This is a genomic window from Bradyrhizobium sp. WYCCWR15520, assembly GCF_056174665.1.
The window spans coordinates 158,375-172,101 of sequence record NZ_JBWBWM010000007.1; the positions used below are offsets into that span (position 1 = coordinate 158,375).

A 13,727-nucleotide genomic window follows, 5' to 3' on the forward strand; every position below is an offset into this window, starting at 1 on the left:
ATGTCCGGCGTGCGTAGCTACGCTCTGAATATCGTAAGCCCGAGGATCAGGAGCACCAGGAAGATTGCGACGAAGACATAGAACAGGAAGCGGGCGATGTCGGCGGAAGCCGCCGAAATGCCGGTGAAGCCGAGAAGGCCGGCGACGATCGACACCAGAAAGAAGATCAGCGCCCATTTGAGAATTGTCATTGCTTGCTCCGGGACCTCTGGGCCACGCCAATGGTGCCCCCTTAACTCAAATTCACCGGTTTTAACGGCGGGTTGCGCTGCCGGTTCCGAAGCAACCTCGTGTGGAAGAGCGGTTCGTCAGCGCCCGATTGGGCCTTGCTGAATCGGGTTCCCCGCTGCAACATTTGACTATCTAGCCTGGCCGGGAGGCCTGCATGACATCGATTTCCACCGTGGGGCATGCCGACGTCAGCGCCGTGCCCAAAGCCAAATCGCGAAACCTTTCGCTGGATCGCGCCCGCACCTTCCTGACGCTGGTGGTGCTGCTCCACCACGCCGTCATCCCCTATACCTATTTCGGTCATACCGATCCGACGCACTTCTTCGGCTTCGACATGATCGTGCTCGCCACTGACAGCTTCTTCATGGCGATGTTCTTCTTCCTGTCGGGACTGTTCGCCTGGTCTGGTATCGCCCGCAAAGGACCGGCGAGCTATTTGGCAGATCGCCTGATTCGACTTGGCTTACCCTTCGTGATCTGCGCCTTCACGGTCATTCCGCTGGCCTATTACGCCATCTCACTGCGGCACCATCCCGAGATCGGCTTTTCGGAATACTGGTGGAATATGATCACGAAAGGCCCGTGGCCGAGCGGGCCGATCTGGTTCCTTTGGGTCCTGCTCAGTTTCGACGTGGTGGCCTGCATCCTGTATCGGCTGTCACCCAACTTGCTCGATCCGATCAACCGGCTCTCGCTGCATGGCCGTCGCCGACCCGCAGTGTTCTTCGCGGTCATGCTTGCTGTCACCGCTGCATTCTATATTCCCGGGCTGGTTCACTACGGACATAGCAGTTGGTTTGAGTTCGGGCCGTTCTCGGTCCAGCACGGGCGCGTGATGCTCTATGCGAGCTACTTCTTTTTCGGCGCCGGCATCGGCGTTGCGCAAATGGATCGCGGGCTGCTCTCTGCAGACGGCCGGATGGCGAAGGTCAGCTGGGACTGGATGGTGCTGGCGATCGTTCCGTATTGCTTGCTGTGGGTGCTGATCTTCATCAAGCGCGAAATACTGGGCAATCCGTCGCCGTTGCCGGATTGGTATGAAGCGCTCTATGCCATCTGCTTCACTGTCTTTAGCGTGGCCATCATGTTTCTGATCCTGGCCTTTTTCCAAAGGTTCAGGCAATCAGGCTCGGCCAAGCTGCTCGATCCGATGCAGTCGGACGCCTACGGCATGTTCCTGGTGCATTATCCGATCGCGCTTTGGCTGCAATACTGGCTGTTCGACTACGACCTGCCGGCGATCGTGAAGGCGACGGTCGGATTCGTGCTGACGGTCGCGTTCAGCTGGGCGCTGACGCGCGCGTTGCGGCAGATCCCCGGGGCGAGCAAGGTGTTATAGCGAAGCGACACTGGCCTCGCAGCGTCATTGCGAGCGCAGCGAAGCAATCCACACCTCAACACGGGGAAAGATGGATTGCTTCGCTTCGCTCGCAATGACGGTGCGAACCTACGCCGCCTTGCCGCTCATATAGGCGGGCAGCCAGTGCTCGAACGCCGACTTCAGCGCACTCACCGCCACCTGCCCCTCGCCCGCAACCGCGATCGCATCGCCGCCCGTGGTGCCGATCCGCGCGCATGGCACGCCCGCGCCCTTCATCTTCGCCAGTACGAGGCCGGCGTCTGCCGCCGGCACGGTGACGATGTAGCGCGCCTGATCCTCGCCGAACCAGTAGGCGTGCGGCACGGTCGAGGCTGGCGCGGCCAATAGCTGCGCGCCGATACCGCTGGCAATGGCCATCTCGGCCAGCGCAATCAACAGCCCGCCGTCGGAGACGTCATGCACGGCCGTGGCCGTGCCGGCATGGATCATGCCGCGCACCACGTCGCCATTGCGCTTTTCGGCAGCGAGATCGACCGGCGGAGGCGCGCCCTCCTCGCGGCCGCAGACGTCGCGCAGGTACACGGACTGACCGAGCCAGCCTTGCGTGTCGCCGATCAACAGGATCGCGTCGCCATCGGCCTTGAACGCCAGCGAGGCGGACTTGGTGAAGTCGTCGAGCAGGCCGACGCCGCCGATCGACGGCGTCGGCAGGATGCCGCGGCCATTGGTCTCGTTGTAGAGCGAGACGTTGCCGGAGACGACCGGAAAGTCGAGCGCGCTGCAGGCTTCCGAAATACCTTTCAGGCAGCCGACGAACTGGCCCATGATCTCGGGCCGTTCCGGATTGCCAAAATTGAGATTGTCGGTGATCGCGAGCGGCCGGCCGCCGACCGCGGTGATGTTGCGCCAGGCTTCCGCCACCGCCTGCTTGCCGCCCTCGAACGGGTCGGCCTCGCAATAGCGCGGCGTCACATCGACGGTGAGCGCGAGCCCCTTCGGCCCGTCCTCGACCCGCACCACGGCGGCGTCGCCGCCAGGGCGCTGCACGGTATTGCCCAAAATGACGTGGTCGTACTGCTCCCACACCCAGCGCTTCGAGCACAGCTCGGGCGTTGCGACCAGCTTCTCCAGCGCCGGCATAATTCCGATCGGCGCCTTGACCTCGCGCGCCTGCACGACCGGCAGTGCCACGGACGGGACATGTGGCCTGTCATAGACCGGCGCCTCGTCGCCGAGTTCCTTGATCGGCAGGTCGGCCATGACATCGCCGCCATGTTTGACCACGAAGCGCTTGGTCGGCGTGGTGTAGCCGACGACGGCAAAGTCCAATCCCCACTTCGTGAAGATCGCCTCGGCCTCTTTTTCCTTCTCGGGCTTGAGCACCATAAGCATGCGCTCCTGGCTCTCCGAGAGCATCATCTCGTAGGCGCTCATGCCGGTTTCGCGCGTCGGCACTGCGTTGAGATCGAGCTCGACGCCGAGGTCGCCCTTGGCGCCCATCTCGACCGCCGAGCATGTCAGCCCCGCCGCGCCCATGTCCTGGATTGCGATGACGCAACCCTTTTCCATGATCTCGAGGCAAGCCTCTAACAGCAACTTTTCGGCGAAGGGATCGCCGACCTGCACGGTCGGGCGCTTCTCCTCGGAATTGTCGTCGAACTCGGCTGAGGCCATCGAGGCGCCGTGAATGCCGTCGCGGCCGGTCTTGGAGCCCAGATAGACGATCGGCATGTTCACGCCGGAGGCCGCCGCATAGAAGATCTTGCTGGATTCGGCCAGCCCAACCGCCATCGCGTTGACCAGGATGTTGCCGTCATAGCGGGTGTGAAAACGCACCTGCCCGCCGACCGTCGGCACGCCGAAGGAGTTGCCGTAGCCGCCGACGCCGGCGACCACGCCCGACACCAGGTGCCGCGTCTTCGGGTGTTCCGGCGCGCCGAACGAGAGCGCATTGAGGCAGGCGATCGGCCGCGCGCCCATGGTGAAGACGTCGCGCAAAATGCCGCCGACGCCCGTGGTCGCGCCCTGATAGGGCTCGATGTAGCTCGGGTGGTTGTGGCTCTCCATCTTGAAGACGACCGCCTGCCCGTCGCCGATGTCGATCACGCCGGCGTTCTCGCCCGGGCCCTGGATCACCCACGGCGCCTTGGTCGGCAGCCCCCGTAGATGGATGCGGGAGGATTTGTACGAGCAGTGCTCGTTCCACATGGCCGAGAAAATCCCGAGCTCGGTGAAGGTCGGCACCCGCCCGATCAGCTTGAGGATGCGCTCATACTCGTCGGGCTTCAAACCATGGCTGGCGACGAGGTCGGGGGTGATCTGGGGCTCGTTCTTGGGCGCGTTCATGGGTCCCTTAATAGGTAGATCGAACGGGGGCGAAAAGGCCTTTTAGGGGGCATTTTCGGCCTGTCCAGAGCTTTGCGGCGGCTGGCCGCAGGGATGCGGATTTGCACTGCGGGGATGGATCGGATTTAAGGACCCAAACCGACAATTGAAGGCCAGATTTCGTGAACCAGCTCGCCAAGACCGCATTCGACCTCCGCCCCGATCTCCACGTCGAAACCGAGGGCGAATTCAAGGGCTGGCGGACCTGGAAACGCGACCATTTCGAGACCCATGCCGGCCCGTTCTACCACCGGATGGACGAGAACGGCCGCATCACCTGCGCGTTCCGGGTCGCGAAAAAACACCTCAACGGCGGCGGCAATGTCCATGGCGGCTGCTTCATGACCTTTGCCGATTACTGCCTGTTCGCGCTGGCCGGCTCGGTGCTGCAGAGCCCGGGGGTGACTGTGTCGTTTTCGTCCGAGTTCCTCGATGCCGCCCGCGAGGGCGAGCTGATCGAATGCACGGGCGAGGTCACCCGCGCCGGCGGCTCGCTGATCTTCGTGCGGGGCATCTTGAAATCCGGCGAACGGTCGCTGTTCACCTTCTCCGGCACCATCAAGCGGGTGAAATGGAAGAAGCCGACGGACGCCGTTGCCACCTGATGCGCCACAGCCCCGTCGCGGCTGGCGCGACTATGCGTTGCTGCTCGCGCTGGCGTGCTGCTGGAGCTCGACCTATCCGCTGACCAAGATCGGCCTCGGCTCGATTCCGCCGATCACCTTCATCTCGGCGCGCTCCTTGATTGCGGCAGCCTTTCTGTTCGCGGTCCTGCGCGTGCGCAGCGTGCGGATGCCCGTGGACGCCAAGGCCTGGAAGCTGTTCGCGCAGCAACAGACCATCAATTCGACACTGCCGTTTCTGTTGATCACCTGGGCGCAGCAATATGTGCCGGCATCGAATACGGTGGTGCTGGCCTCGACGACGCCGATCTTCGCGTTTCTCATCACCTGGGGCATCACGCGGCATGAGCCGGCCACGCTGCTGAAGCTGATCGGCGCCGTTCTGGGGCTGGCCGGCACGGCCGTGATCATCGGCCTCGACGCGCTCGCCGCGCTCGATGCCAACATCCTGGCCGAGATCGTCATCCTGATCGCCACCATCTCGTTCGCATGCGCCACGATCTTCGGGTTGCGGCTGACGGACTACGACCCCATGGTGGTGGCCGCGGGCTCGCTCCTGTTCGGCGGCACGGTGCTATTGCCATTCGCGCTGCTCGTCGATCATCCCTGGACCTTGCGGCCGACGACTGAAGCGCTGGTCGCCACCGCCGCGATGGGGATCGTGTCCAGCGCCTTCGGGCTGATGCTGTTCTACATGTGCCTGACGCGGCTCGGTACGCTGACCACCAACGCGCAGGGCTATTTGCGCATCCCGATCGGCGTCGGCCTCTCGGTGCTGCTGCTCGGCGAAGCCGTACCGGCGAACCTTGCGCTCGGCCTCGTGCTCGTCATGACGGGCGTCGCCGCGATGACCATCCCGCGCGGCCATTATCGCAAGTGGATCGATCGCCTCCGTGGGAACAAGGACGAATGAACCCCGCCGGCGTGCTCACGCCGACAATTGCTTTTCGGCGATCGCAAGCCACTCCGCCTGGGCATCGCGCAGATATTTTGGCGCGCGCCGCATCGAGAGCAGCAATTCGTTGAACACGATCCTGGCTTCGGCGGTGCGTCCCGCCATGCTCAGCAGCATGCCGTAACGCACCTTGGCCTCGGCGTCCGGAAAATAGGCGACGAGCGCATGGTATTCGTCGAGCGCCTCGTCGATGCGGCCGACCTCGGCCAAGGCGCGGGCATAGAGCAGATGCCCGTCGGCCGATTCGAAATCGGGCCAGTGCTGTTTCAGATCATCCAGTGTCGCGAGCACATCCGCCGCACGGGTGAGACCGAATTGCGCCTGCGCCTTGCCCAGCGCGTAGGCCGGCTCGCGCCCCATCGGCAGCGTGAGGACGTGATCGTAGTGCCGCTCGGCTTCATCGAAGCGCCCGACCTTCAGGCATTCGGCCGCAAGCGCGTCGCGGTTCGCAATGGTGTCGCTGCCGGTGAGCCGGTCGCACAGCTCACGATAGCGCTTTTCCGGATCGAGTCTATCAGCCATCCGCTTGCGCGCCTGTTGCGCGCCCGGGCTGCCGAACCATTCCGGGATCAGCTCGACGACGATGTAGGCGAGCGCGCCGACAAAGGGGATCATCAGGATGATGAAAGCCCAGGGCTGCAGGCGCCCGGTCTTCGATGCGTGCCAGATCAGGGTGATGTCGAGCAGCAAAACAACGATAGCAACAGGCATGTGGGCAATTCCAGTCAAACCGGGCAGACGGTCCTTAGTGGCCTTGTTAGCGCGGCAAGTTCAATCAGACAATCTTCAGTTGTGAATGGACACGAATAGATCGCTGTGATTCCACACCTGTGGCGCGCGAGCCACGTCGACGGAACAGCAACGAACTGTGATTGGCAGGCAGGAACGCTGTGCTGGCGGACCTCGTTTGCTCCCGATGCAACAAAAAGGAGCAATCATGAAACTCGCAACACTCGGATTGGCGACGGCGCTTGTCTTCACGAGCAGTTTCGCATTCGCGCAGTCGAGCGGCGGCTCCGCAGGCGGAGGTTCGGGCACGGGCGGTACGGCGACCGGCGGCGCGACGGCGGGATCTTCCACCGGCGGAACGACCACCGGCAGCGCGACGGGTACGAACCCGAGCACCGGCATGAGCAACGACGCCGGCAGTGCGGCTGCTGGGCGGAACAGCGCGGTGAACCCGTCGGGAAACACGCACATCAACCCCTCGCCCAGCGGTTCGACGCTCGCGCCGGCAGGACCCGGCTCGCCGACCGGCAGATGATAGGCAGAAAACAAAAAGCCCCGCTTCAAGCGGGGCTTTTTTATTAACATGGTCGTCGCGGCTATTTCTTCTCTTCCAGCAACTTCCTGTATTTCTCGACGTCGCGCGTCACCAACTGCCCGAGCACCTCGCTGGCGTGCTCATGGGCGTCGGGGGCGACGGTGGAGAGATCGTGAAAGCGCTTCTTCACCGCCTCGCTCTCGACGGCGGCTTTCGCCGCGGCGTTCAGTTTCGCGATGACCGCAGCCGGCGTCCCCTTCGGCGCGAACAGGCCGTTCCAGCCCTGTGCTTCAAAATCGGGAAGTCCCGCTTCTGCCGACGTCGGCAGGTCGGGCAAGGTCGCAAGCCGCACCGTTGAGCCGACGACGATGCCTTTCACCAGTTTGTCGTCGATTGCCTGCGACACCGAGGCGGCGGAATCGCAGACGCCGTCGATCTGGCCGCCGATCGCGTCCGTCAGCGCCGGCGCCGCGCCGCGATAGCCGACGAGTTGGACCTCGATGCCGGCGGCCTGCACAAAGCTCTTGCAGATCAGGAAATTCGAGGAGCCGACGCCGGCATGGCCGAGATTGACCTTGCCGGGATTCTTCTTCGCATAGGCGATGAAATCCTGCAGGTTCTTCGCCGGGAAATCCTTGCGCAGCGCGATGATGCCGAAGGTCTTCGCAACGACCGCGATCGGCACGAAGGATTCCGGCGTAAACGGCAGTTTCGGATAGATCGTGTAGGTCGCGGCACTGGTGCCGGCATTGCCGATCGCGATGGTGTAGCCGTCGGCGTCCGCGCGCGCGGCGCGCGACAGCGCGGTCGAGCCGCCGGCGCCAGCGACATTCTCGATCACGATCGGCTGCCCGAGCGACTTGCTCATCTCCTCGGCCACCACGCGCGCAATCACGTCGGAGGTGCCGCCGGCCGCGAACGGCACGATCATGCTGACGGGACGCTTCGGATAGTCCTGCGCATGGGCCGGCACGGCTAGCAGCAGCGTCGCAACGACGGCTGACACGCGCATCGCGAACAACTTCACGCGGCTTTTTCCAGATGCGCGGCAAGGCCTGCGAACAGGCCGCGGCCGTCGGTGCAGCCCATGATGTCTTCGACGTGGTTCTCGGGGTGCGGCATCATGCCGAGCACATTGCCGCGCTCGTTGACGATGCCGGCGATCGATTCCGCCGCGCCGTTGATGTTGGACTCCTCGTCGACGACGCCGTCGACGGAGCAGTAGCGATAGAGCACCCGCCCCTCGCTCTCGAGCCGCTTCACCGTCTCTTCATCGGCCTCGTAATTGCCCTCGCCATGGGCGACCGGCACACGGATAACCTGCCCGGCATTGTAGCCCCGCGTGAACGGCGAGTCGGAGCGTTCGACCCGCAGATGGACGTCCTTGCAGATGAATTTCAGCCGCGCATTACGCATGAGCACACCGGGCAACAGCCCCGCCTCGCAGAGGATCTGGAAGCCGTTGCAGACGCCGAGCACCAGGCCCCCATCGGCCGCATGTTTACGCACCGCGTCCATGACAGGCGCGCGCGCGGCAATCGCGCCGCAGCGCAGATAGTCGCCGTACGAGAACCCGCCTGGCACGACGACCAGATCGGTGCCCTTCGGCAGTTCGGTCTCCGCGTGCCAGACCATCGCGGCTTCATTACCCGAGGCAAGCTTGAGCGCGCGCGCCATGTCGCGCTCGCGGTTGATTCCGGGAAAGACGAGAACGGCTGATTTCATGGAAAGTGCCTAGAGAAGTTCGACCCGGTAATTCTCGATAACGGTGTTCGCCAGCAGCTTGTCGGCGGCGTCTTTCAGCGCCGCCTCGGCCTTGGCCCTGTCGGCGCCTGACAGTTCGATGTCGAACACCTTGCCCTGGCGGACGCTGGCGATGCCGTCGACGCCGAGCGACTTCAGCGCGCCTTCGATGGCCTTGCCCTGCGGATCGAGAATGCCCGACTTCAACGTAACGGTAACGCGTGCCTTCACGAGACTTGCCCCAGTTCTTCTCAGCTCTTCACCAGCACCGGGCCGGTGCCGGCCGGGCGCTCGTTCTCCATCAGAATGCCCAGACGCTTCGCCACTTCGGTATAGGCTTCGAGCAAGCCACCGAGGTCGCGGCGGAAACGGTCCTTGTCGAGCTTCTCGTTCGACTTGATGTCCCACAGCCGGCAAGAGTCGGGCGAAATTTCGTCGGCGACGATGATCCGCATCATCTCGTTCTCGAACAGGCGGCCGCATTCCATCTTGAAATCGACCAGACGGATGCCGATGCCGAGAAACAGCCCAGTGAGGAAGTCGTTGACGCGGATGGCGAGCGCCATGATGTCGTCGATTTCCTGCGGTGTGGCCCAGCCGAACGCGGTGATGTGCTCTTCCGACACCATGGGATCGTTGAGCTGGTCGTTCTTGTAATAGAATTCGATGATCGAGCGCGGAAGCTGCGTGCCCTCCTCGATGCCGAGGCGCTGCGACAGCGAGCCCGCCGCGACGTTCCGCACCACCACCTCCAGCGGCACGATCTCGACCTCGCGAATCAGCTGCTCGCGCATGTTGAGGCGGCGGATGAAATGGGTCGGCACCCCGATGTCGTTGAGGTGCTGAAACAGGTACTCCGAAATCCGGTTATTGAGGACGCCCTTGCCCTCGATCACCTGGTGTTTCTTGGCATTGAACGCGGTCGCATCATCCTTGAAGTGCTGGATCAGGGTTCCCGGCTCCGGGCCTTCATACAGGACCTTGGCCTTACCCTCATAAATACGGCGTCGACGGCTCATTGGGATGTACCGTGTTTTGTTGAAATCCATGAAATTGGTGTGCTCCGGATGACAAGGGTTTGTGACCACGACGGAGCTGCCGTGAAGGCAAGATCCCGAACTCAAGCGACCGGAAACAGAACGAGAACCACGCCTACCGGCAACCTATCCGATTGGCCCATCCAGCACAATCGACCCGGCCCGATTGAGGCCAACTTATCCCGGTTACCTGCGGCCTAACGGCCCGTTGTTTTACCGATTCGCTCCCTCTATCTAGGTAGGCGATCGGGCCACGACAACGCGGCCTTGCTTACCATTTCCGGGATTGGAACCGAAGAATGAGCACTTTTGACAAGCGCGAAGAAGGTTTTGAGAAGAAATTTGCCCTCGACGAGGAGCAGAAGTTCAAGGCTGAGGCGCGCCGCAACAAGCTGCTCGGTCTTTGGGCAGCCGAAAAGCTCGGTCTGACCGGCGACGCCGCCACCGCCTATTCCAAAGAGGTGGTCGCGGCCGATTTCGAGGAAGCCGGCGACAGGGACGTCCAGGACAAGGTGGTGAAGGATTTTGCCGCCAAGGGCGTCGCCATTTCGGCGCCGGAAGTGCGCGCCAAGATGGATGAGCTGATGGCGGCCGCCGCCGCCCAGGTGAAGGCGGGAACCTAACGCTGAGCGTCATTCCGGACGACGCGAAGCGGCGATCTCAGATGCGCAATTGCGCATCGGGGAATCCCGAGATTCCGGGTCTGGTCCTTCGGACCATCCCGGAATGACGGCGCTAACGTTTAAGCGCCTTCGTCTCCCGATACTCCTTCCGAACGACCTCCAGCAACCGGCGCGCCGCCGCGCTCAAGAAGCCGCCGCGGCGCGTTACTGCCACCACATCGTGGCTCGCCCTGAGATCGCCAACGCCGATGGTCGCGATCGTCTTGTGCCGCAGCTCCTCGGCGGCGTTGCTCTCAGACAAAAGGGCGATGCCGAGACCGGCTTCCACCAGACGCTTCTGCGCGGTCAGGCTGTCGACCGGCGTCCACTCGATTTCACCCAATCCATGGGTCTGAAATAGCGCAAACACATGCGCGGCGGTAATCTCGCGCCTGCCCGGCACGATCGGAAATGCAATCCAGCGCTCGCCGCGCAGATCGGCCAGCTTCGCGACACGGCGGCCGGCCCGTGGATGATCCAGCGCGCACACCGCCTGCAGCCGCTCCGAGCACAGCAATTCGCAGTCGAGATCGCGCGAACGGTCACGGTCGTAACGCAGGCCGATGGTCACCTCTCCGCGCCGGATCAGGTCGCTGACTTCCGCGCTGGTCGCCGTGCGCAGGCTCAATTCGACCTCGGGATGTTCGGCGGCGAAGCGTTTTAGGATCGCCGACAGCCGTCCGCCGGCGAGCGTGCCGACCACGGCTAGCGCCACCGGCCCGGAATTCGGCCGCGCCAGCGCGCGAACTGCGTTCTCCGCATCCTGCGCGGCGGCGACGGCGCGCTCGGCGTAGGGCACCAGCACCCGACCCGCATCGCTTAGCATGGTGCGGCTCGCAATCCGCTCGAACAGCGGCACGCCGAGCTCGTGTTCCAGCAGCGCAATGCGCCGCGAGATCGCCGGCTGCGAGCGGTGCAGCGCCTTTGCCGCGCTCGAAATGCCGCCACGGCGATGGACGGTCAGGAAGGTGAGAAGCGCATCGCTGTCCATGTCCGCCTCATGCAAAAAGCTGATGATATCCAGAGAAATAACAAATTTGGCTGATGGGCGATAGCCCGCTAGTTTCGTGGCCATCAGAACCGACAAAACCAAGCGGAGCACCCGATGCGAAGTCAGATGGAAAAAGCCGAAGCGTTTCGCGCGCTGCATGCGCGGCCCGGCGCATTCATCATTCCCAATCCCTGGGACGCCGGCACCGCGAAACTGCTCACCGCGACGGGCTTCGAGGCGCTTGCGACCACGAGCCTCGGCCTCGCCAACACGCTTGGCAGCAGGACCGTCAGCCTCGACGCCATCATCGAGAACTGCCGGATGATCGCTGACGCCACCGACCTCCCCGTCAGCGCCGACCTGGAAAACTGCGGCGCCGACGATCCGAACACCGCGGCAAAGGCGATCGCGCGCGCGGCGGAGGTAGGCTGCGTCGGCGGCTCGATCGAGGATTCGACCGGCGATCCACGCAACCCCATCTACGATTTTGCGCTCGCGGTCGAACGCGTGCAGGCGGCGGTCGAAGCGGCACGCAAACTGCCGTTTCCGTTCACGCTGACCGCGCGCGCCGAAAATTTCCTGCACGGCCGCAAGGATCTCGACGACACCATCAAGCGGCTGCAGGCGTTCGAGACGGTCGGCGCGGATGTTTTGTATTCCCCCGGCCTGTACGACCTCGAGACGATCCGCACCGTAGTGTCGTCGGTCGGCAAGCCGTTCAACCTGGTGATGGGATTTGCTGATCCGACGCTGACGCTTCCGCAACTCTCCGAGGCCGGCGTCAAGCGCATCAGCGTCGGCGGCGCGATGGAGCGCTACGCGCTGGCGGCGTTCTTAAAATGCGCGCGTGAGATGAAGGAGCGAGGTGCGTTCACTTTTGTGCGGGAGATGGCGCCGATTGGGGAAATCAGGGCGGCGTTCGGATGATCCGGTCTCTCCCAGTCATTGCGAGCGAAGCGAAGCAATCCATCTCTCCACAAGCGGAGGCATGGATTGCTTCGTCGCTTCGCTCCTCGCAATGACGGAGGGAATCACTCCTCCTTGAACCCGTATTCCGGCACATTCCCGCTGGCGCCGTAATATTTGTACGGCAGGAATTTGCCGGACATCGTTATCTTGACCCGGTCGCCCTTCGGATTGGCGACGCGGTCGATCGCCATGTCGAAATCGATCGCCGACATGATGCCGTCGCCGAATTCCTCCTCGATCAGCGCCTTCCACGCCGGGCCGTTGACCATCACCATTTCATAGAAGCGATAGATCAAGGGATCAGTCGGCGGCATCGGCGTGCCGGTGCCGCGCATCGGCACCTCGTTGAGCATCGCGACTTCCGATTTCGACAGCCCGAACAGCTCGCCGGCGTTCGCTGCTTGCGGCTTTGTCAGTTTCATCTGGCCCATGATGGCGCCGACGATCAGCACTTCCGAATAGCCGCCGATCTTTTCGCAGATATGTTTCCAGCTCCAGCCCTTCTCGCGCTTGATGTCGAGCAGCTTTTCGGTGAGGTCTTCGCGCTTCATGCTCCGTCTCCTTCTAACTCGTCTTGCCAGGCCTTGTGCCGGGCATCCACGTCTTGTTGGCGGGCCTAGGAAGACGTGGATGGCCGGGCCAGGCCCGGCCATGACGCCTGTGTTGAATCCTCGGCCTCCGCGGCAACCACCAATTCCGGCTTGCCGGGCCGCACGACCGGCACGTTGCGGGGATCGTGATCGGTCACCGTTGACGCAAACGTCTTGCTGCGGCTGACCAGGAAATCGACGATGTGGTTGCGCAGCGCGTAGTACAGCGGATGGCGGTGCAGATCGATGCGGCCGCGATCCTTTGGCAGCGGATTTTCCACGATCTCGGCCAGCACGGCGCCCGGACCATTGGTCATCAGAAAAATCTTGTCGGCGAGATAGATCGCTTCATCCACGTCATGGGTGATCATGAACGCGGTCTGTCCGGTCTCCAGGCAGATGCGCCGCACCTCGTCCTGCAGCGTGCCGCGTGTCAGCGCGTCCAGCGCCGAGAACGGCTCGTCCATCAGCATGATCTTTGGCGTGATCGAGAGCGCGCGCGCAATGCCTACGCGCTGCTTCATGCCGCCGGACAATTCCGACGGACGCTTGTGCTCGGAGCCGGTCAGCCCGACCAGGTCGATGAACTTCTGCGCATGCGCCTTCACCTTGGCGCGGTCCCAGTTGCGCCATTTCGAGGTGACGGCATAGGCGACGTTGCCGAGCACGGTGCGCCACGGCAAGAGCGCGTGGCTCTGGAAGATCACGGCGCGGTCGAGGCTCGTGCCTTCGATGGCCTGCCCATCGACGATGACGGCGCCTTCGCTCGGCTCGTCGAGTCCGGCAAGAATGTTCAGGACCGTGGTCTTGCCGCAGCCGGAATGTCCGATCACGCAGCCGAATTCGCCGCGGTTCATCGAGAGCCAGAGATCCTCAAAGATCGTGGTCTCGCCGCCGCCTGCCGCCGGGTAACGCCGCGCGATGCCCTCGATGGAAATGAATTTGTCGGTCATGAC

16 protein-coding genes are annotated in these 13,727 nt (G+C 63.3%); 5 read left to right on the forward strand and 11 right to left on the reverse strand.

All coding sequences use genetic code 11. The features are described 5' to 3' along the window. Window positions 1–17: 17 nt before the first annotated feature. Window positions 18–191, reverse strand: coding sequence for a DUF1328 domain-containing protein (locus AC0QUY_RS10350; protein ID WP_082649994.1), 174 nt, complete (start codon window positions 189–191; stop codon window positions 18–20). A gap of 194 nt (window positions 192–385) precedes the next feature. Here AC0QUY_RS10350 and AC0QUY_RS10355 point away from each other — a divergent pair, with 194 nt between their 5' ends. Then, the gene (locus AC0QUY_RS10355) at window positions 386–1,570 is read left to right on the forward strand and encodes an acyltransferase family protein (protein ID WP_161853683.1); all 1,185 of its coding nucleotides are present in this window, start codon (window positions 386–388) and stop codon (window positions 1,568–1,570) included. Between the two features lie 108 nt (window positions 1,571–1,678). On the opposite strand, the gene purL is transcribed toward AC0QUY_RS10355, so the two are convergent. After that, on the reverse strand, window positions 1,679–3,898 hold the full coding sequence (purL, locus tag AC0QUY_RS10360) for a phosphoribosylformylglycinamidine synthase subunit PurL (protein ID WP_475386760.1): 2,220 nt from the start codon (window positions 3,896–3,898) through the stop codon (window positions 1,679–1,681). Between the two features lie 161 nt (window positions 3,899–4,059). Here purL and AC0QUY_RS10365 point away from each other — a divergent pair, with 161 nt between their 5' ends. Beyond that, entirely contained in the window at window positions 4,060–4,542 is a 483-nt protein-coding gene (locus AC0QUY_RS10365) for a PaaI family thioesterase (protein WP_475386761.1), read from the forward strand. Then, window positions 4,532–5,473: a DMT family transporter gene (locus tag AC0QUY_RS10370; protein ID WP_161853680.1), complete on the forward strand. Its 942-nt coding sequence runs from the start codon at window positions 4,532–4,534 to the stop codon at window positions 5,471–5,473. Before AC0QUY_RS10365 ends, AC0QUY_RS10370 begins: the two co-directional genes overlap by 11 nt. A gap of 15 nt (window positions 5,474–5,488) precedes the next feature. On the opposite strand, the gene AC0QUY_RS10375 is transcribed toward AC0QUY_RS10370, so the two are convergent. The 6 genes from AC0QUY_RS10375 to purC all read right to left on the reverse strand — a co-directional run bounded on the left by AC0QUY_RS10375 (window position 5,489) and on the right by purC (window position 9,541). After that, window positions 5,489–6,226: a tetratricopeptide repeat protein gene (locus tag AC0QUY_RS10375; RefSeq protein ID WP_161853679.1), complete on the reverse strand. Its 738-nt coding sequence runs from the start codon at window positions 6,224–6,226 to the stop codon at window positions 5,489–5,491. Between the two features lie 75 nt (window positions 6,227–6,301). Beyond that, window positions 6,302–6,808, reverse strand: coding sequence for a hypothetical protein (locus tag AC0QUY_RS10380; RefSeq protein WP_161853678.1), 507 nt, complete (start codon window positions 6,806–6,808; stop codon window positions 6,302–6,304). Window positions 6,809–6,840: 32 nt separating this feature from the next. Further along, window positions 6,841–7,791: a tripartite tricarboxylate transporter substrate-binding protein gene (locus tag AC0QUY_RS10385; protein ID WP_161856601.1), complete on the reverse strand. Its 951-nt coding sequence runs from the start codon at window positions 7,789–7,791 to the stop codon at window positions 6,841–6,843. An 11-nt stretch (window positions 7,792–7,802) separates the two neighbouring features. Further along, a complete protein-coding gene (gene purQ / locus AC0QUY_RS10390; protein WP_475386762.1) occupies window positions 7,803–8,504 on the reverse strand; it encodes a phosphoribosylformylglycinamidine synthase subunit PurQ in 702 nt (233 codons plus the stop codon). A gap of 9 nt (window positions 8,505–8,513) precedes the next feature. Next, complete coding sequence (gene purS / locus AC0QUY_RS10395; protein ID WP_161853676.1) at window positions 8,514–8,753, reverse strand: phosphoribosylformylglycinamidine synthase subunit PurS; 240 nt, start codon at window positions 8,751–8,753, stop codon at window positions 8,514–8,516. Window positions 8,754–8,773: 20 nt separating this feature from the next. Further along, window positions 8,774–9,541 (reverse strand): phosphoribosylaminoimidazolesuccinocarboxamide synthase, encoded by a 768-nt coding sequence (gene purC, locus AC0QUY_RS10400; protein ID WP_171708996.1) that lies wholly within the window; start codon window positions 9,539–9,541, stop codon window positions 8,774–8,776. Window positions 9,542–9,858: 317 nt separating this feature from the next. Here purC and AC0QUY_RS10405 point away from each other — a divergent pair, with 317 nt between their 5' ends. Further along, window positions 9,859–10,182, forward strand: a complete 324-nt coding sequence (locus AC0QUY_RS10405) for a DUF1476 domain-containing protein (RefSeq protein WP_161853675.1) — start codon at window positions 9,859–9,861, stop codon at window positions 10,180–10,182. 112 nt (window positions 10,183–10,294) lie between these two features. On the opposite strand, the gene AC0QUY_RS10410 is transcribed toward AC0QUY_RS10405, so the two are convergent. Then, a complete protein-coding gene (locus AC0QUY_RS10410; protein ID WP_475386763.1) occupies window positions 10,295–11,212 on the reverse strand; it encodes a LysR family transcriptional regulator in 918 nt (305 codons plus the stop codon). A 114-nt stretch (window positions 11,213–11,326) separates the two neighbouring features. On the opposite strand from AC0QUY_RS10410, the gene AC0QUY_RS10415 reads away from it, so the two are divergent. Then, complete coding sequence (locus AC0QUY_RS10415) at window positions 11,327–12,139, forward strand: isocitrate lyase/PEP mutase family protein (RefSeq protein ID WP_161853673.1); 813 nt, start codon at window positions 11,327–11,329, stop codon at window positions 12,137–12,139. Between the two features lie 104 nt (window positions 12,140–12,243). Here AC0QUY_RS10415 and cynS read toward each other — a convergent pair whose 3' ends face one another. Then, complete coding sequence (gene cynS, locus AC0QUY_RS10420) at window positions 12,244–12,732, reverse strand: cyanase (RefSeq protein ID WP_057838855.1); 489 nt, start codon at window positions 12,730–12,732, stop codon at window positions 12,244–12,246. A 65-nt stretch (window positions 12,733–12,797) separates the two neighbouring features. Then, window positions 12,798–13,724: an ABC transporter ATP-binding protein gene (locus AC0QUY_RS10425; protein ID WP_161853672.1), complete on the reverse strand. Its 927-nt coding sequence runs from the start codon at window positions 13,722–13,724 to the stop codon at window positions 12,798–12,800. Between the last annotated feature and the right edge of the window lie 3 nt (window positions 13,725–13,727).

Excerpts from the sequence above, each read along its gene's own strand:
- AC0QUY_RS10355 (WP_161853683.1), top strand. The coding sequence starts at position 386 with ATGACATCGATTTCCACCGTGGGGCATGCCGACGTCAGCGCCGTGCCC.
- AC0QUY_RS10410 (WP_475386763.1), bottom strand. The coding sequence starts at position 11,212 with ATGGACAGCGATGCGCTTCTCACCTTCCTGACCGTCCATCGCCGTGGC.
- AC0QUY_RS10385 (WP_161856601.1), bottom strand. The coding sequence starts at position 7,791 with ATGCGCGTGTCAGCCGTCGTTGCGACGCTGCTGCTAGCCGTGCCGGCC.
- AC0QUY_RS10375 (WP_161853679.1), bottom strand. The coding sequence starts at position 6,226 with ATGCCTGTTGCTATCGTTGTTTTGCTGCTCGACATCACCCTGATCTGG.
- purL (WP_475386760.1), bottom strand. The coding sequence starts at position 3,898 with ATGAACGCGCCCAAGAACGAGCCCCAGATCACCCCCGACCTCGTCGCC.
- AC0QUY_RS10425 (WP_161853672.1), bottom strand. The coding sequence starts at position 13,724 with ATGACCGACAAATTCATTTCCATCGAGGGCATCGCGCGGCGTTACCCG.
- purC (WP_171708996.1), bottom strand. The coding sequence starts at position 9,541 with ATGAGCCGTCGACGCCGTATTTATGAGGGTAAGGCCAAGGTCCTGTAT.
- purQ (WP_475386762.1), bottom strand. The coding sequence starts at position 8,504 with ATGAAATCAGCCGTTCTCGTCTTTCCCGGAATCAACCGCGAGCGCGAC.
- AC0QUY_RS10415 (WP_161853673.1), top strand. The coding sequence starts at position 11,327 with ATGCGAAGTCAGATGGAAAAAGCCGAAGCGTTTCGCGCGCTGCATGCG.
- AC0QUY_RS10405 (WP_161853675.1), top strand. The coding sequence starts at position 9,859 with ATGAGCACTTTTGACAAGCGCGAAGAAGGTTTTGAGAAGAAATTTGCC.
- AC0QUY_RS10350 (WP_082649994.1), bottom strand. The coding sequence starts at position 191 with ATGACAATTCTCAAATGGGCGCTGATCTTCTTTCTGGTGTCGATCGTC.
- cynS (WP_057838855.1), bottom strand. The coding sequence starts at position 12,732 with ATGAAGCGCGAAGACCTCACCGAAAAGCTGCTCGACATCAAGCGCGAG.